Source organism: Marinobacter sp. DUT-1, assembly GCF_050379415.1.
GTDB lineage: Bacteria > Pseudomonadota > Gammaproteobacteria > Pseudomonadales > Oleiphilaceae > Marinobacter.
The window spans coordinates 82,675-99,246 of the sequence record NZ_JBNRLS010000003.1 but is presented as its reverse complement, the minus strand read 5'-3'; the positions used below and the strand labels follow the sequence as shown (position 1 = coordinate 99,246).

General features: G+C 62.1%; 14 protein-coding genes. 8 read left to right on the top strand and 6 right to left on the bottom strand.

The window, feature by feature from the left end; genetic code table 11:
- Positions 1-17 precede the first annotated feature (17 nt).
- A complete protein-coding gene (locus tag ACQUTG_RS10475; protein WP_428919348.1) occupies positions 18-2,495 on the bottom strand; it encodes an EAL domain-containing protein in 2,478 nt (825 codons plus the stop codon).
- Positions 2,496-2,601: 106 nt separating this feature from the next.
- On the opposite strand from ACQUTG_RS10475, the gene lptM reads away from it, so the two are divergent.
- The 5 genes from lptM to xerC are packed head-to-tail and all read left to right on the top strand — an operon-like array spanning position 2,602 to position 6,700.
- The gene (gene lptM / locus ACQUTG_RS10470) at positions 2,602-2,772 is read left to right on the top strand and encodes an LPS translocon maturation chaperone LptM (RefSeq protein WP_428919347.1); all 171 of its coding nucleotides are present in this window, start codon (positions 2,602-2,604) and stop codon (positions 2,770-2,772) included.
- A gap of 35 nt (positions 2,773-2,807) precedes the next feature.
- Positions 2,808-4,058: a diaminopimelate decarboxylase gene (gene lysA, locus ACQUTG_RS10465; RefSeq protein WP_428919346.1), complete on the top strand. Its 1,251-nt coding sequence runs from the start codon at positions 2,808-2,810 to the stop codon at positions 4,056-4,058.
- Between the two features lie 14 nt (positions 4,059-4,072).
- Positions 4,073-4,987, top strand: coding sequence for a diaminopimelate epimerase (dapF, locus tag ACQUTG_RS10460; RefSeq protein WP_428919345.1), 915 nt, complete (start codon positions 4,073-4,075; stop codon positions 4,985-4,987).
- Between the two features lie 17 nt (positions 4,988-5,004).
- Entirely contained in the window at positions 5,005-5,751 is a 747-nt protein-coding gene (locus ACQUTG_RS10455; protein WP_428919344.1) for a DUF484 family protein, read from the top strand.
- A 25-nt stretch (positions 5,752-5,776) separates the two neighbouring features.
- On the top strand, positions 5,777-6,700 hold the full coding sequence (gene xerC / locus ACQUTG_RS10450; protein WP_428919842.1) for a tyrosine recombinase XerC: 924 nt from the start codon (positions 5,777-5,779) through the stop codon (positions 6,698-6,700).
- Here the strand turns inward: xerC and ACQUTG_RS10445 are convergent.
- Positions 6,694-6,927 (bottom strand): DUF2789 domain-containing protein, encoded by a 234-nt coding sequence (locus ACQUTG_RS10445; RefSeq protein WP_428919343.1) that lies wholly within the window; start codon positions 6,925-6,927, stop codon positions 6,694-6,696. The two genes, xerC and ACQUTG_RS10445, sit on opposite strands and share 7 nt — an antisense overlap.
- Before the next feature lie 95 nt (positions 6,928-7,022).
- On the opposite strand from ACQUTG_RS10445, the gene ACQUTG_RS10440 reads away from it, so the two are divergent.
- Entirely contained in the window at positions 7,023-9,812 is a 2,790-nt protein-coding gene (locus tag ACQUTG_RS10440; protein ID WP_428919342.1) for an ATP-binding protein, read from the top strand.
- 11 nt (positions 9,813-9,823) lie between these two features.
- Here the strand turns inward: ACQUTG_RS10440 and ACQUTG_RS10435 are convergent, their stop codons facing one another.
- A complete protein-coding gene (locus ACQUTG_RS10435) occupies positions 9,824-10,189 on the bottom strand; it encodes a hypothetical protein (RefSeq protein WP_428919341.1) in 366 nt (121 codons plus the stop codon).
- Between the two features lie 203 nt (positions 10,190-10,392).
- Here ACQUTG_RS10435 and ACQUTG_RS10430 point away from each other — a divergent pair, with 203 nt between their 5' ends.
- Both ACQUTG_RS10430 and ACQUTG_RS10425 read left to right on the top strand, forming a co-directional pair.
- The gene (locus tag ACQUTG_RS10430) at positions 10,393-11,001 is read left to right on the top strand and encodes a hypothetical protein (protein ID WP_428919340.1); all 609 of its coding nucleotides are present in this window, start codon (positions 10,393-10,395) and stop codon (positions 10,999-11,001) included.
- Positions 11,002-11,140: 139 nt separating this feature from the next.
- Positions 11,141-13,222, top strand: coding sequence for a patatin-like phospholipase family protein (locus ACQUTG_RS10425; RefSeq protein WP_428919841.1), 2,082 nt, complete (start codon positions 11,141-11,143; stop codon positions 13,220-13,222).
- 9 nt (positions 13,223-13,231) lie between these two features.
- Here the strand turns inward: ACQUTG_RS10425 and ACQUTG_RS10420 are convergent, their stop codons facing one another.
- The 3 genes from ACQUTG_RS10420 to ACQUTG_RS10410 all read right to left on the bottom strand — a co-directional run bounded on the left by ACQUTG_RS10420 (position 13,232) and on the right by ACQUTG_RS10410 (position 16,490).
- Positions 13,232-13,906 (bottom strand): GntR family transcriptional regulator, encoded by a 675-nt coding sequence (locus tag ACQUTG_RS10420; RefSeq protein WP_428919339.1) that lies wholly within the window; start codon positions 13,904-13,906, stop codon positions 13,232-13,234.
- Positions 13,907-13,989: 83 nt separating this feature from the next.
- The gene (cls, locus tag ACQUTG_RS10415) at positions 13,990-15,420 is read right to left on the bottom strand and encodes a cardiolipin synthase (RefSeq protein WP_428919338.1); all 1,431 of its coding nucleotides are present in this window, start codon (positions 15,418-15,420) and stop codon (positions 13,990-13,992) included.
- Positions 15,420-16,490, bottom strand: a complete 1,071-nt coding sequence (locus ACQUTG_RS10410) for an AraC family transcriptional regulator (RefSeq protein ID WP_428919337.1) — start codon at positions 16,488-16,490, stop codon at positions 15,420-15,422. The genes cls and ACQUTG_RS10410 overlap by 1 nt, the downstream gene beginning before the upstream one ends.
- Positions 16,491-16,572: the final 82 nt, after the last annotated feature.

The window sequence follows — 16,572 nt, the reverse complement described above, 5'->3', positions numbered from 1 at the left end:
GATTTCCGGCTCCCGGGTCAGCCGCCCGGGTGACCGGATGAGAGGCCTACCACGGCCGGAGTCAGGTCCTCCAGTGGCCGGGGATCTTCCAGATGGGAGCCCTGGCCGAAATGGATCCCGAGGGTCCGCACTCTCCGCAGGGTATGGTCGCTTTCGATGTGGGTAGCGACCGTGGTTTTCCCCGCCGCCTCGGCGATCCGGTGCAAGGCTTCCACCATCACCTGTTGCACCGGGTCCTCCTCCAGCTTTTCCATCATCCTGCGGTCCAGTTTGATGATGTCCACCGGCAATTTTGCCGCCAGGCTGTAACTTTCCACCGAAGCTCCCGCCCCTTCCAGCGCCACCCGGCAGCCAATCTTGTGCAGGGCGTCGCACAGGATGGCGACGTCGTCCGGATACTGGGTGGCATGTTCCTCGCGAATCTCCAGGCAAAAGTATTCCGGCGAGAACGGCGAGTTGGCCAGTTCGGCTTCCAGAAAGTCGGGGAAGGTGTCATCGAGCACGCTGGTGATGGACAGGTTGAAGCCGCAATACTTGATGCGCGGCTCCAGCAGCTTGTGTTGCGACAGCCAGTCGAGGGTTTGCCGGATCACCTGACGGTCCAGGCGTTTGGCCAGATCGAAGCGTTCGGTGACCGGCAGAAACTGGTCCGGTTGAAGTTGGATCTGGCCGTCCCGAAGCGCAGGGATGCGGCATAATATCTCGATATGGTCACCCCAGGTAGCGCTGGCGACGGGCTTCAACGCCTGGTATTCGAGCAGCAGCCGGTCGTTGTCCAGGGCCTCGCGGATCTGGTCGAGCCGCTTGGCAATCAGGTCTTCGTCCATGCTGGAGGCGATAGCCCGAGCCGTGTGGATCCGGTTGCGGCCGGAGGTCTTGGCGGTATGACACAGGTCGGCGGCCTGGATCAGCAGTTTTTCCGGATCGTTCGGGAATTCGTTCTCGATTACCAGCAGACCGCCGCTGACGGTGGTCTGCAGCTTGCTGCCCTGCCATTCGAAGACAAAGCTGCGAACCAGTTCCCGGATATCGTCGGCAATTCTACGGGCCCGGGGCTCCGGGCAGTTCTCGATCAGCAGTACGAAGGTGTCCCCGGATAACCGGGCCAGGGCATCCCGTTGCCGTATCCGCACTCCCAGATTGCCGGCCAGCTCCCGCAGGTAACGGTCGCAGGTACCACTGCCGGCGGTTTCGTTGAATCGGTTGAAGTCATCCAGGTCGAGGTACAGCAGGCTGTCGATGCTGTCCCGGTGGCTTTTCTGTTCCAGAGTCCGCAGCAGGCGGGCGAAGAATTCCCGGCGATTCATCAGGCCGGTGACCGGGTCACGGCGGATCCGGTCACCGGCTTCGTTCTGGCTGATCCGGGTGTGGGTGTTACGGCCAACGTGAACGGCGCCGAGGATGTCGCCCTGGGCGCTGGTCAGGCGTTGGTAGTGAAATTCGTGGACGGGCAGCTCGCGATTCTGGTGGGCCAGTGGCATCTCCACCACGAAGCTGCCCCGCTCGAACGCCCGCTGCCAGAGCCGTTCGATCAGCCGGCGTTCGTTGGGGTGGTCCCGGAGCAGTTCTCTGAGATTGTCACCGGCGGCAGGCGTCTTGCCGAAGGTCTGGGCGAACTGGCTGGCGTAGGACTGGTTGCAGTGCAGGAGCGTCAGCCGAGTGTCGACCGCCGCCACGAGGTCAGGGGTTGCCTGTCCGGCGGCTTCCATAAGCCGATGGCAATGATCGAGGGCCTTTTCCTGTTCCATGATCGCGGTGCGGTCCACCAGGGTACCGACCAGGCGGTGGATGCGTCCTCCCTTGCGCAGTGCCCGGCCATCCAGGGCCATACGGCGCTGCTTCTGCCGTGCCGTCAGAACATTCAGTTCCAGGGAAAACGGCTGGCCGGTGCGTATGCAGCGCCGGAACAGCGCCCGAACCCTGGACTGGCCGGCCTGGCAGTAGAACAGCGCCTGATCCGGTGTGATGTCCAGGCCCGGACGCAGCTCCAGCAGCTGGTAGATGCCCTCACTCCAGGTCATCTCGTTGCTGGCAATATCCAGTTCCCAGAGTCCGAACCGGGCAAGGTCCTCGGCGGATTTCAACAGGCAGGGATCCACTCGCGCAGCATCAGCCAGGGCGATGGTGGCTCGCGCTGCCTGGTCGGAATCGTGGATGGCCTGCTTGAGACTGAGCTGGGCGGTGAAGAAGAAACCTTCCCGGTGCCGGAAGGTCACCAGGATATGCTGGCCACCTTCGATCTGATGGCGGTTCACCGGCGCAAACGGATCGTCCTGGCGGGAAGCCAGGATGCGATGGACCGGTTGCCCCACCAGCTCACCGGCCTCGTAACCCAGGACCGCCTCGGCCTGATGATCGACCTGCACTACCGTGCCTTCGTCATCGATCCTCAGCAGGGTCTGGCGACCATCCTGTGGTGTCTGGTCTGGCCGGTAGCGGCGAATCACGAATTCTTTCACGTGCGGGTAGCCTCGGGTGTCGGTCAGTGGCTCCATGATACTGATACTGCCATGGAAAAGAAGCTTCGGGGCCGGTGCCGTGTCTCGCCCGCTGCCATGGGTGTCAGGTATACTGCGCCAAAGCAACTTTCCGGGGGCGCCCATGCCTTTTCGATTTTTTGCGATCTTCAGCCTCGTGTTTACCCTGTTGCTGGCTGGTTGTGGCCAGAAGGGTCCATTGTACCGCGATCAGGGCGGGGCGGCCGCCAGCGAGGCAGTACAGGCCGTGACCGACGGCCGGGCCGAGGAAGACCGTGAACAGAATGATAACTGAGCAACCGCGCACCCGTTTAACGAATCAGGACATCCATGGACCACTTCAACTACCGTAACGGCGAACTCTACGCCGAAGACGTCCCTGTCTCCGAAATCGCCGAGCGTTTCGGCACGCCGGCCTACATCTATTCGCGGGCTACTCTCGAACGCCACTACCGGGCCTACGACGATGCCCTGAAGGGTCGCCCGCACCTGGTGTGCTATGCCGTCAAGGCCAACAGCAACCTGGCGGTGCTGAACGTGCTGGCCCGACAGGGGGCCGGTTTCGATATCGTGTCTGCGGGTGAGCTCGAGCGGGTACTCCGGGCCGGCGGTGAGGCCGGCAAGGTGGTGTTCTCCGGCGTCGGCAAGCAGGAGTGGGAGATGAAGCGCGCCCTGGAGGCGGGGGTACGCTGTTTTAACGTGGAATCGGATACCGAACTGGACCGTCTGAACCAGGTGGCCGGCGAGCTGGGGGTGAAGGCCCCGATTTCCCTGCGGGTCAACCCGGACGTCGATGCCGGGACTCACCCTTATATCTCCACCGGTCTCAAAGAGAACAAGTTCGGGATCGATATCGCCGAGGCCCCGCAAGTCTACGCCAGGGCCGCGGCCTTGCCGAACCTGGAGATCCATGGTGTGGACTGCCACATCGGATCGCAGCTCACTTCCGTGTCGCCGTTCCTGGACGCTCTGGACCGGGTGCTGGCGCTGATTGATGCCCTGGCCGAACAGGGTGTCCGGATCCGTCACCTGGACATGGGGGGTGGTCTGGGGGTGACCTATGATCAGGAGCAACCACCCCAGCCGTCGGACTATGTGAAGGCCCTGGCGGAACGCCTGGGTGATCGCAACCTGGAGCTTATTGTTGAGCCGGGGCGGTCGATCGCCGCCAACGCCGGGATTCTGGTCACCCGTGTCGAGTTTCTGAAGTGCACGGAACACCGCAATTTTGCCATTATCGATGCCGCCATGAATGATCTGATTCGCCCGGCCCTTTACAGCGCCTGGCAGTCCATCATTCCGGTCCGGCCACATCAGGACGGCGAAGAGAAAGCCTGGGACCTGGTGGGGCCGGTCTGCGAAACCGGGGATTTCCTGGGCAAGGACCGGCATTTGCGGTTGCAGGCGGGAGACTTGCTGGCAGTTCGCTCCGCCGGCGCCTATGGTTTTGTGATGAGTTCCAATTACAACACCCGTAACCGTCCCCCCGAGCTGATGGTGGACGGGGACCAGGTCCACGTGGTTCGCCGCCGGGAAACCCTGGAGGACCAGCTCGCCCCTGAAAGTTGTCTGCCGGAATGACCGGGGAGCAGGAGATGAGTCAGCAGCGACGCGGGCAGGGCCCGACCCTCCGGTTCACCAAGATGCATGGTCTGGGCAATGATTTCATGGTGGTCGACGCCATCAGTCAGCCATTCCGGCTGCGCCCGGAGATGATCCGGGAGCTGGCGGACCGGAATTTCGGCATCGGCTTCGATCAGTTGCTGGTGGTGGAACCGCCCGGCTTGCCGGATGTGGATTTCCGTTACCGGATATTCAATGCCGATGGCTCGGAGGTGGAACAGTGTGGCAACGGTGCCCGCTGCTTCGCCCGGTTCGTTCGGGACCAGCGCCTGACCAACAAGAAAGTCATCCGGGTTCAGACCGCCAAGGGTGTGATCGAACTGCGGGTCGGGAAGGAGGGCATGGTCATGGTCAACATGGGGGTGCCCGAGCTCAATCCGCCGGCGATTCCTTTTGCCGCCGACCGGCGCAAGGATGTCTATACCGTGGACGTCGACGACCAGACGGTGGAGCTCAGTGCGGTCTCCATGGGTAATCCCCACGGTGTCCTGGTGGTGGATGACGTTGACACGGCTCCGGTGGAAACCCTGGGGCCGCTACTGGAACGTCACCCCCGTTTTCCGGCTCGGGCCAACATCGGGTTTCTGCAGGTTCTCGATCGGAGTCATGCCCGCCTGCGGGTGTTCGAGCGGGGCTCCGGCGAGACCCTGGCCTGCGGCAGCGGTGCCTGCGCCGCTGTGGTTGCCGGCAATGTCCGCGGCTTGCTCGACCAGCGGGTGGAAGTGGAGCTGCGCGGCGGCAAGCTGGTTGTCGAATGGCAGGGGGAAGGGTCGCCTGTTATGATGGAAGGCCCTGCAACGACAGTGTTTGAAGGGCAGTTGCGCCTGCCAGCTGACAACCATACCCGCCGCCGCAAGAGCGGTCGTTCCAACAGACAACGTTCCTGACAGCCCGGGAGAACGCGATGACAGAACAGACGGTCCGCAAGAAGGCCGAAGACCTCACGCCGGAACAGGTGGCCGACTACCTGAGGGCCAATCCTGACTTCTTTGTTGATCAGGATGAACTTCTGCGCAGCCTGACCCTGCCCCATGACAGCGGGCGCGCCATCTCCCTTGTGGAGCGGCAGGTGCATCTGTTCCGCGAGCAGCGTGACACCCTGCGCCGGGAACTGGTGGAACTGGTCTCCATTGCCCGCCATAACGACCGCCTGTTCGGGAAAAGCAAACGGCTGTTGATGCAGGTGATCGAGGCCCGCACCCTCAACGACATGGCGTCTGCCATCGATGACAGCATCCGCGGGGATTTCGGCCTGGATGCCGCCTCGGTCCTGCTGTTCACCGATCAGGCCCTGCCGGAAGCCTCCCAGGGCGCCTTGCATGTGGTCGGCCCGGAATTGGCCCGGGAACGGCTTGGCATGCTGCTGGACGGTGACCGCGCGGTGTGCGGACAGTTCCGGGAGAGCGAGCGGGAGTTCCTGTTCCCGGACCGGGAAGAGCCGATTGCCTCGGTTGCCCTGGTGCCGCTGCGCCATGAACAACTGGTGGGTGTGTTTGCTGTGGGCAGCTGCCAGCCCGGGTACTTCGATCAGAGCATGGGGTCATTGTTCCTGAGCTACATCAGCGACACCCTGAGCCGCCTGCTGCCCCCCATGATCCAGCGTCACACCGGCGGTGCGCCGGTGGCCGACATCACCGCGGAGTCCCGATAGCGTGTCAGCAGGGGACGTCGCCACGATGTTGCCCGATTCCCTGCAGGAACCGCTGTCGCGGTTTGTTCGCCACCTCGCCTCCGAGAAGCGCCATTCGCCACTTACCTGTGACAACTATGAACGGGACCTGAACCGACTTGCGCACTGGCTGGCGGAGTCCGGACGCGATCAGTGGCGGTTACTGCTCAGTCATGATCTGCGCCGTTATGTGGCGGTCCTCAGTCGACAAGGATTGAGCGGTCGCAGCATCGCGCGTCACCTCTCGGCCATTCGCCGGTTCTATAACTTTCTGCTGCGGGAACGGCTGGTGACGGACAATCCGGCGGTGGATGTCCGTGCCCCGAAAAGCGGTCGCCGTTTGCCCCGGGTGGCAGACGTTGACCAGCTCAGCCAGTTGCTTGATGCGCTTCCCGACGACCCCCTCGAAGTGCGGGATCTGTGTATGTTCGAGCTGATGTACTCCTCCGGTTTGCGGCTGTCGGAATTGGCCGATCTGAATCTTGAGTCGCTGGACTTGCGTGCCGGGGAAGTGCGGGTGGTCGGTAAAGGTAACAAGGAACGGGTTTTGCCGGTGGGGCGCAAGGCCGTGGACGCCATTCAGGCCTGGTTGTCCGTGCGACCGGAGCTGGCGCCGGAAGGCGAGAATGCGGTCTTTGTCAGTCGTCGGGGTGACCGGCTCAGCCGTCGCAGTATCCAGTCGCGGCTGGGGCGCTGGGGTATTACCCGGGGCGCCGACCAGAAACTGCACCCGCACCTGTTAAGGCATTCCTTCGCCAGTCACATGCTGGAGTCCAGCGGCGATCTGAGGGCGGTCCAGGAGCTCCTGGGCCACGCCGACATAGCCACCACCCAGGTTTATACCCACCTTGATTTCCAGCATCTGGCGCGGGTCTATGACCAGAGTCATCCCCGGGCCCGGCGCAACAAATCCGGATCCGACGATCAGTGACGCATCATTGCGTCCAGCTCGTCGATGATCTCTGCCCAGTCGCTGTCCTCTTCCAGTCCCTCCTCCAGGAAGTGGGATTGGCTTTCCGACCAGAATGGAGCGTCCTGCAGGGCAATTTCCCGCGGGAGCGGGGAATGCCTGGCGACAAAGTCCTCGATGCTCTTGTTATCGGAGGCCAGGCCGAGCTGTTCGAACAGGGTGCTCAGAGAGTGCTTGCTGGTGTCCATGGAGTACTGTCTCCTTATAGAGGATGTCTGAATGAAATCGCCAACGTTTGCAGGTATTGTTCACTGAACTTTAGCGAATCCCGGGAGGATATCCAGTGAAGGTCGTCCTTCGCTCCCTGTTACTATGCTGCCTGCTTGGCCTGTTTCAATCCCCGGTTCTGGCGGATCCTCCCCAACCCTCGCCAGCGCCGGTGCTCGGCCAGTCTGACCTTGAGTGGCTGCAACAGCAGGAACGGTTTGTGGTAGGCGTCCGGGGTGGGCAGGTGCCACTGGTTTTCGATACCGGCGACGGGATGCTGGCGGGAACCTACATCGATTACCTGGCCCGCCTGTCCGACAAGCTCGGTGTACCGGTGGATCCGGTCATCCTTGAGGGCGGGGAAGAAGCCAGCGCCGTGCACCCGGAGCCCGATGCGTTGCTGACCACCCATGCCCCGGGCACCAGGATTGCCAGCGGTCAGCGCATGACCAAACCGCTGATGACCCTGACCTACGGGCTGTTTGTCAGTGCCGGTGATGCCGCCATCCAGTCTCTTGCGGACCTGGAGGGTAGTCAGGTTGCCGTCATCGAGGACGATACCGATCAGTACGCGATGCTGGAACCGGTGGAAGAGTTCCAGCCGGTGCCGGTGAGCGGAATCGGGGAGGCGGTCAGTGCGGTACTCTCCGGCAAAGCTCAGGCGTTTGTCGGACCGGTGCCCGTGGTGTCCGATTATCTGCAGTCGGCCATGATCAACGGCATCGGCCTGGCCAGGCTGCTCGATGACAAGCCGGTGGATGTGGTGCTCCAGGTCCCGGCAAAACAGGAACGCCTGTTCCGGGTGCTCGACAGCGCAATTGCCGCCATCAGCCACAACGAGCACCGGGTGATCCGTCAGTCCTGGCTTCAGGCCGATGTGCCGTCCATGGAGCGCACTGGTGTCGAACTTTCGGCGACAGACCAGGACTGGCTCAAGCGCAATCCCAACCTGAGGGTCGCCTTCCGCTCGGACTGGCCGCCGTTCGAGTATGAGCAGGATGGGCGGCCCACCGGTCTGGTCGCGGATCTGGTGACCCGACTGGAATCCGAGTTGGGCATACGTTTCACGCGCACCCTGGTCGAGGACCGTTCCCAGGGGGAACAGAAACTGATTGATGGTGAGGTGGATATTCTGCCCGGTCTGTCCAGAACGCCCCGCACCGAAAACAAGTATCTGTTCACGCGTGCCTATCTGAACGTACCCATTTCCCTGGTGATCCGGGATGACGGTCGGTTTATCGGGGATCTCCGGGAATTGCGGGAGGAGCGTGTCGGGGTCGTTAGCCACCACGCTGCCCACGATTATCTGCTGATCAACCATCCCAACCTCGATCTGTATCCCATGGCGGATGTGGAGACAGGCCTGCTGGCCTTGTCCAACGGCGACCTGGACGTGATGGTGACCCATATTCCGGCAGTCAGTTACACGGTGGCACGGCTGGGACTGTCCAACCTCCGCATTACCAGCATTACTCCCTACCAGTACGATCTCAGGCTGGCAGTGCGCAAGGACAACCCGGAGCTGCACCGGATCCTGAACAAGGGCCTGTCGAACCTGGAGGCTTCGGAAACCGAGTCCATCTATAACCGCTGGATTCACCTGGATATCGAACAGGAAACCGACTACACCGTCGTGCGACGGGTGGTGCTGATTGCCATCGTGGTGGTGCTGATCTTCCTGTACTGGAACCGGAAGCTGTCCCGGGAGGTGGACGAACGGATCCGCTCGGAAAACGCCCTGCGCCGCAGTGAGGACGAGTTGCGGGCGGCCAAGCTCGAGGCCGAGCGGCTGGCCCGGGAGGCGGAGGCCGCAAGCCGGGCCAAGAGCGAGTTCCTGGCCAACATGTCCCATGAGATCCGGACTCCGATGAATGCGGTGATCGGCTACAGCGACCTGCTTAGCAACAGTGTGACCGATCCCCAGCAGCGTAGTTATCTGGATGCCATTCGTGCCGGCAGCCGCAGCCTGCTGATGTTGATCAATGACATCCTGGACCTGTCCCGGATCGAGGCCGGCAAGATGCGCCTGGACTACTCGGCGGTATCGGTGCGCCGCCTGTTGAGCGATGTCCGGCATATTTTCGATCTTCGTGCCCGTGATCAGGGCATTACCCTGGAAGTGAGCGTGGATTCGAGAATGCCGGCTGCAATGATGCTCGACGAGACCCGGCTACGCCAGGTTCTGTTCAATCTGGTGGGCAATGCCATCAAGTTCACCCACGAAGGGGGCGTTACTGTCCGGGCCACAGCAAAACCGCTGAAAGACGTTCCGGACGACGATGGCAAAGCAACGGACCGCCAGTTCTATCAACTGGTGGTCAGGGTCAGCGATACCGGAATCGGTATACCGCCGGACCAGCTGGACCGAATCTTCGATGCCTTTGAACAGCAGGAGGGGCAGAACACGCGTCGTTATGGCGGTACCGGCCTGGGGCTGGCGATCAGCCGCAAGCTGGCCCGCATGATGGGTGGGGATCTGGCGGTGGAGAGCGAACCCGGTAAGGGTTCGGTGTTTACCGTGACGCTGCCGAGAGTGGAAGCAACGGTCGAACAGGCCGAGGAAGATGGCGAGCCGAAAGAAGAGGAGCGCCTGCTGGCCCAGACTCTGAGCATGCAGGAGCGCGGTTGGTTGCGGCAGCAGCTTGCCCGGGACTTTGGTGATGAGTGGAAAGCGGTCCGTGAGAGTGGTGACCCGGAACAGATGAAGGATTTTGCCCGGCGTGTCGTGGCCTGGGGGCAGCGGCACCGGTCACCATCGGTCACCCGCTACGGCGAAAAACTGCTGGCAGATGTGGAAGCGTTCAATCTGGATGCGGTGAACAGTGCGCTGGAGTCCTTTCCGAAGCTGCTGGGGCGGCAGGGCTAGCCCGCCGGTGATCACAGACAGTCGAACTGGGAGCGGCGGTCAAAGGCTACAGAGACCATGTCGTAGCCGGACTCGGACAGATTTTGGATCAGGTCACGGTCCTTCAGAAGGGCCATGCAGACCTTGTGGACGCTGGCCTGCAGCTGCTCGGTGGGAGGTTCGCCCGCCGGGAAGCGGAAATCCACGATCAGGTATTTGCGATCCACTGTGGCCGCCACCGGAATATCCTCGCGGACGATGCTTTCATAGCCGATGTAGGTGGCCTGCTGCTGGGGGAAGACCTGGCTCATCAATACATCAATGTTCTCGGCCTGCGCCACTGGCGCTGCCAGGAGGAGGCCGGCGATGACCGTGCGGGAAAAAGTTCGAAGGTTCATGTGTCCACTCCCTGGTTTCCTTTTGGGCAGTGTAACAAAGTGTAACATCTCGTTACAGGCCATTATTGCAGAGTGTGCCGCCATTTACGCCGGTGGTGGGAAAAGTTTTTCAATTGTTTGCAGTCTGGATACAGTTTCTCCGGGCTGCCCCGGGCGAGCGGATCAACTATTCTTTCAAGAGCAAAAACGATAGGGAGAGAGCCATGTTTCAGCTGGTATTCAAAGGTGAGTGTGTTGCAGGAACGGATGAGCAGACGGCAAGAAATAACGCCCGGGCGCTGTTCAAGGCCTCTGTCGAACAGGTCGAACGGATGTTCAGTGGTCAACCGGTGGTCATACGCAACAAGCTTGAGGAGGCCCAGGCCGAGAAATACCGGGCAGTGCTGAAAAAACACGGCATGGTGGCGTATGTCCAGCCCATGCCCGGTGCCCGGCCTACACCCGCGCCATCACCCTCCGGCACCCAGGCCTCGTCCCCTACGCCTGATGAACCGGTACCCAAACCGGCCGCCAGCACCCCGGCGCGAGCCAGCGGTGGCGCAACCCCGAAGGTGGAGCCGGGCGACCGGTTGCCGGTGGCCGGGGAGAAGGTGGATGACATTCTGGCCGGCAGCGGCCTTGACCTGGATCCCGTCGGGGTAACCCTGGCTGAGCATCAGGAAGCCGAGGCGCCCATGTTCGAACACCTGGATGACTGGACCCTGGCGCCGGCGGGTTCGGATCTCGGCGTAGAGCGGGAGTTGCCGCCACCCATGGTCCCGGATGTGTCACACCTGTCCCTGGTGGACGAGGACGACAAAGATAAACCCTGAGCCTCTCGGTAACAGGACGTCTGCATTGAAAGCTCTGATTATCCTGCTCCTGTGTCTGCTGGTGCCGGCTTCGCTGCTGGCGCAAGAGCGTGAACGTGTCCGCGTCGGCCTGGTGCTCAGTGGTGGCGGCGCCAAGGGCATGGCCCATGTTGGAGTGCTGCGGGTGCTGGAGGAGATGAATATTCCGGTGGATGTGGTGGTCGGGACCAGTGCCGGTTCGGCAGTTGGCGCCCTGTACGCTTCCGGCATGCCCGTTGCCCGGATTGAGGAGCGCTTCATCGAAATGGACTGGCTGTCCAGTTTCCGGGATGACCCGGGACGGGTCTACAAGCCGATCCGGCGCAAACAGGATGACTGGCGGTTTCCGGTCTTGCCCGGTCTTGGTGTCCGTGCCGATGGTTTGCATGTCGGTGGCGGCATTGTTGCCGGTCAGAACCTGGGCTTCATTCTCAACGAACTGACCCGGAATGCCGCACTGGTGGAGGATTTTGACCGGCTGGCGATCCCGTTCCGGGCGGTCGCTACAGACCTGGCCACCGGCGAGCAAGTGGTTATTGGCCGCGGGAACCTGGCCGAGGCGGTCCGGGCGAGCATGAGTATCCCGGGTGTCTATGCCCCGGTGGAGCTGGACGGCCGGTTGCTGGTGGATGGGGGTGTCGCCAACAACCTGCCGGTCAGCGTTGCCAGGGATATGGGGGCGGACGTGATCATTGCCGTGGACATCACCGACCCGCTGATGGACACCGACGACCTGAGAGAGGCTTTCTCCGTAGTCGGCCAGCTCACCACTCTGCTCACCCGCCGCAACACAGAACAGCAACTCGGGTTACTTGGTCAACAGGATATTCTGATCCGGCCGGATCTGCAGGGTCACACCTCGGCCGATTTCTACCAGGCTCCGCTGCTGTTCGAGCTGGGTGCGACCGCCGCCCGAGACCATGCCGGCGAGCTGAGACCTTTACAGGTTTCACGCACCGACTGGACGGCCTATAAGGCGCGGATGGCCAGCCGCGCCTTCAGAGCCGGCCCGATTGCCCGCATCGAGATCGAGAATACCCGACGGCTGGCCCGGGATTTCCTGCGGGAGCGGATCCGCCAGCCCGTGGGTGAGCCCCTGGATGTTCCGGCCCTTGAGGAGGATCTCAAACGCATCTACGGCCTTGGCTATTACGAAACGGTTTCCTACTCGCTGTCTCCTTCTCCGGATGGCACCGTGCTGGTTATCCAGCCCCGGGAAAAGACCTGGGGGCCCAATTACCTGTCCTTCGGCCTCGGGTACGAGGACAATTTCGATGGCGAAACCCGTTTTAATATCGCCTCCGCATTGCGCATGACCGAACTCAACCGGCTGGGCGGTGAATGGCATACCGGCCTCCAGTTGGGTACCGAACCCTGGGTCAGGACCCAGTGGTATCAGCCCCTGGATTATGGCTACGACCGCTTCCTGGTGCTGGGTAGTGAGTATTCCCGGGACAACTTTGGCGTTTATGACGAGGTCGGCCGACAGATCGCCGAGGTGGATGTCACTTTTCGTTCCGCGGATCTGGCGCTGGGTATGGAGCTGGGCGGTGATGCCGAAGCCCGGCTGATCTACACCCGTGGCTATGCCACAGTGGATGAAGAAGTGGGGGAGCCGGTCGCCCCGGGCGACGCGATCCACCAGGGCAACGTAACGCTGCGGCTGGTCCATGATTCCCTGAATGATTCATTCTTTCCGACCGCAGGGGCTTTTGCCGGTGTCAAAGGGCGGTTCGAACGGGAGGATCTTGGCTCGGACCGGCATTTTGACTCGGTAACCACGCTGCTTCTGGGTACCGGAAGCTGGCAGGGCCTGACCCTGACGGGACTGGTGTTTGCCGAGGATGTGACCCGGGGCGAGGCCGGGGTTGAGAATCACGTCCGCCTGGGTGGCTTCCGGCGGCTGTCGGCGTTCGCTCCCGGTGAGATCACGGGCGAGAGCGCGGCCATGGCGGCCGCTTACGCCAGCCAGAGTTTTGGCGGGCCGCTGGTGCCGTGGTTTGCCGGTGTCGGACTCGAGGCGGGTAACGCCTGGGATTCCCTGAGCGATGCCAGCTGGGACCGCTCGGTTCGATCCTGGAGTCTGTTTGCCGGGGTGGACACCTTCTTGGGGCCGGTCCAGCTGGCAGGTGCCTACAACAACGAGGACAACTGGAGCGCGTACCTCAACATCGGCTTCTCCTTCACTCAGTTGTTCTACTGACAGCGCAGCTCAGTCCCGTTGTTCATTCCTGGCAATGGCGTCCAGTACCTGCTGGCACTGTTGCAGGGCGAAACGGTGGAGGATGCCGGCAAGGCGTTCCTCGTCGCGGTCCCGGATTGCGCTGATGGACTCCTCCATGTTCGAGAGGTTGTCCTCGAGCACCTGGCTGCCGCCATGCTGGAACGCAACGAAGGCACAACGCCTGGCTGAGGGCCAGAGGTCATCAATGGCGTTCACGATGAAGTAGTTGTCGGCGTAGACCAGGGAGGCCTTGGTGTATTCGATGCCCAGCTCGAGAAACTTCATCAGGTCATTGTTCTGGTAACAGGCCTTCATCTGCCGGTGGAGTGATTCGAGCCGCTCCATGTCTGACGGTTGCCACTTGCGTGCCAGCTTCCTTCCCGTGTGGGTGAGATAGAGTTCGAGGGTCTCGTACAGGCTACGCACAAAGTAGTCGTCCAGGGTTGTGACGAACGCTCCCTTGCGCGGGACGTTGCGCACCAGATGCCGCTTTTCCAGCAGGAGCAGGCCTTCCCGTATCGATCCGTGGCTGACGTCCATCTCCTTGGCCATGGCACCCTCGTAAATGCGCTCGCCGGAACGAAGCTGTCCAAAGACGATCAGGTTTTCGATGTGGCGGGCGACCTGTTCGGTCAGGGTTTCACGGGGTTTGAAAGCGTTCATGTCGGTTTATGGCTACTACAGGCGGTTGGAGATGATCGCATATTCGCATATTCGGGGGCGCCCGGGCCAGTCTGCGGCCGGCGTCACAGCAGGGGGGCACTCAGACGGATGGCCCGGCAGGTCAGCCGGAACAGGATTGAACGGTCCCGGTAGTCGCGCTCGGTCATCAGCCGGCAACTTTTCAGGTCCTCCTCCAGCATCTGTTCCACATCGGACACGAATCGTCGGTCGGTGTTGATGGCGGTGATCTCGAAGTTCAGGCGCATGGAACGGTTGTCCAGGTTGGCCGTACCCACCGCGGCATAGCGGTCATCCACCAGCACCACCTTCTGGTGCATGAAGCCCGGCTGATAACGATAGATGCCGATCCCGGCCTGGCTGGCCTGCACCAGGTAGGAATAAGCGGCCAGCTTCACCAGGTGATTGTCCGGTGTTTCCGGGATCAGGATGCGAACGTCGATGCCCCTAAGCGCCGCCAGCTGCAGGGCATTCATGATCTGGAAATCCGGGACGAAGTAGGGCGAGGCGATCCAGATCCGGGACCGGGCATTGTTGATGCAGTTCAGGAAAAACAGGGTACAGGTTTCCCAGGTATCGGCCGGTCCGGTGGGAAGGATCAGCACTTCCTGGTCGCCTGGAGTGTGCTCGCCGGCGCTCCAGTCGAGATTGGGGAGCTCGTCACTGGCCCAGTTCCAGTCTTCCAGCCAGGCCAGCTGGAGGCCGCTTACCGCCGGGCCCTCGATCCGGCAGTGAGTGTCCCGCAGGGGGTCCTGGTCCATGGCAGTACCCAGGTATTCATCACCCAGGTTGATACCGCCGACAAAACCGACCCTGCCGTCGCACACCAGCAGTTTTCGGTGATTGCGGAAGTTGATCTGGAATCTGCGCCGGCGGATGTTGCCATCGCCGAACGAGGCGACCCGTGCGCCGGCCCGGGACAATTCCCGCAGGTAACGGCGGGGCAGGAAGGCGCTGCCGATATCGTCGTACAGGAACCACACCTCCACGCCCTGCGCCAGTTTCCGTTCGAGGATCGACTTGATGCGCTGACCGACCCGGTCCGAGCGGACGATATAGAACTCCAGGAGGATGTACTCGCAGGCATCCTCCATCGCTTCAAACAGCGCCTCGAAGGTGGCTTCGCCATCGCGAAGCAGGGTGCACTGGTTGCCAGCGGTGAACGGCTGGCGGCCCAGTTTGCACAACACCTGCAGTTCGTCCTGGAAGCGGTCGTTGCCGGGGGCAGGAATGGACGTGGTCTGTTGCTCGAAACGGTTGAGCAGGGCAGTCAGGGACTCGTCACCCATCCGTCTGGCTTTGACGTAGCCACCGAACCGGTTCCGGCCAATCAGCAGGAACAGGGGCACGGTGACATACGGGATGCCCAGCAGGCCAATGATCCAGGCTATGGCGCCCTGGGGTGTGCGATAGGTCAGCAGGATCCGGTAGATACACCCCAGTGCCGCCAGGTACAGCAGGCCGACAGCAATGGCAATCAGCGGAAAGCCCTCCATCACGCCGTGCTCCCGGGATCCGTGGTGTTGGTACCCAGATGTTCGGCCCGATACTGGGCCGGCGCCTGGCCGGTCCAGCGCTTGAACGCCCGGCTGAAGGCGCTTAGCTCGGAAAAGCCCAGCAGGAATGCGATCTCGCCCAGGGCATACTGGTCGGCGGCGACATAACGCAGGGCCTTGTCCTTACGCACCTCCTCAACCAGCTCGTGGAAGCTCAGTCCTTCCTTCTTGAGTTTGCGGTAGAGGGTTTGGCGGCTCATGTGACACTGGCGGGCGAGGGTGTCGGCATCGATCCGGTCGGTCGCCATCTGCCGGGAAATCAGGCGGCGGATCTTGCGGCTGAAGGAGCGGCGGGTCTGCAGCCGGGCCAGCAGGAAATTGACCTGACGAAGGACCGCCGAATACACATAGGGATTGCGGTGCGGTATCGGATGGCTCAGGTGGCGACTGGCAAAGGCAACGCGGGTGATGCCATGCCCGAAGGTTACCGGTCCGCCCAGCAGGACTTCGTACTCGGTGGCGTAGGATGGCTTCTCATGGGCGATCTCGGCCCATTCGGCCTGGAAACCGGGATGGATGAAGTGCCGGGTCCGGCTCATGGCAGCGGCCAGGGTCCGGTCCATGTCCTGGCGGCAGTAATGTTTCGGAACGTCCGGTTGCCAGGTCAGGATGGCGGTGTCGCCGCTCTGTTCGAAGGTTAGGATGACCGATTCGTTGATCAGCCGGTGGAGGCGCACATACTGGGTCACCGCCTCGCCCAGGGTGTCGCAGTTGAAAAATACATGCCCCACCAGCCCCATGCGTTCTGGATCGACCAGTTTGCCGGCGTGGAGGCCGACGCCGGGGTCCCCGGTGATCTGTTCGGCATATTCCCACAGCCGGTAGTGGGCATCGGCAGGCACTCGGCGGTCCGGATCTTCGAGTTCACCGGTATCCAGGCCGGTGATGAGGGCGATCCGGCTCCGGTCCAGCACGCCCTGGCGTTCCAGGTAATGCACCAGTGCCAGCGTGCTGGATGCGGCAACGCCGGGAGTACGGGCTGTCAGGGTATCCGGGTGCGAGGAACTCACAACATTCCTTCTGAAAGTTAACAAGCTGTCATGGACGCTGGTACAAAATGTCAAGCGTATGGGACAACTTGTCAACGGCCTG

Coding starts and splice junctions, on each gene's coding strand:
- ACQUTG_RS10420 (WP_428919339.1), bottom strand. CDS start 13,906: ATGAACGCTTTCAAACCCCGTGAAACCCTGACCGAACAGGTCGCCCGC.
- ACQUTG_RS10455 (WP_428919344.1), top strand. CDS start 5,005: ATGACAGAACAGACGGTCCGCAAGAAGGCCGAAGACCTCACGCCGGAA.
- lysA (WP_428919346.1), top strand. CDS start 2,808: ATGGACCACTTCAACTACCGTAACGGCGAACTCTACGCCGAAGACGTC.
- xerC (WP_428919842.1), top strand. CDS start 5,777: ATGTTGCCCGATTCCCTGCAGGAACCGCTGTCGCGGTTTGTTCGCCAC.
- ACQUTG_RS10425 (WP_428919841.1), top strand. CDS start 11,141: ATGGCCCATGTTGGAGTGCTGCGGGTGCTGGAGGAGATGAATATTCCG.
- lptM (WP_428919347.1), top strand. CDS start 2,602: ATGCCTTTTCGATTTTTTGCGATCTTCAGCCTCGTGTTTACCCTGTTG.
- ACQUTG_RS10435 (WP_428919341.1), bottom strand. CDS start 10,189: ATGAACCTTCGAACTTTTTCCCGCACGGTCATCGCCGGCCTCCTCCTG.
- dapF (WP_428919345.1), top strand. CDS start 4,073: ATGAGTCAGCAGCGACGCGGGCAGGGCCCGACCCTCCGGTTCACCAAG.
- ACQUTG_RS10475 (WP_428919348.1), bottom strand. CDS start 2,495: ATGGAGCCACTGACCGACACCCGAGGCTACCCGCACGTGAAAGAATTC.
- ACQUTG_RS10445 (WP_428919343.1), bottom strand. CDS start 6,927: ATGGACACCAGCAAGCACTCTCTGAGCACCCTGTTCGAACAGCTCGGC.
- ACQUTG_RS10430 (WP_428919340.1), top strand. CDS start 10,393: ATGTTTCAGCTGGTATTCAAAGGTGAGTGTGTTGCAGGAACGGATGAG.
- cls (WP_428919338.1), bottom strand. CDS start 15,420: ATGGAGGGCTTTCCGCTGATTGCCATTGCTGTCGGCCTGCTGTACCTG.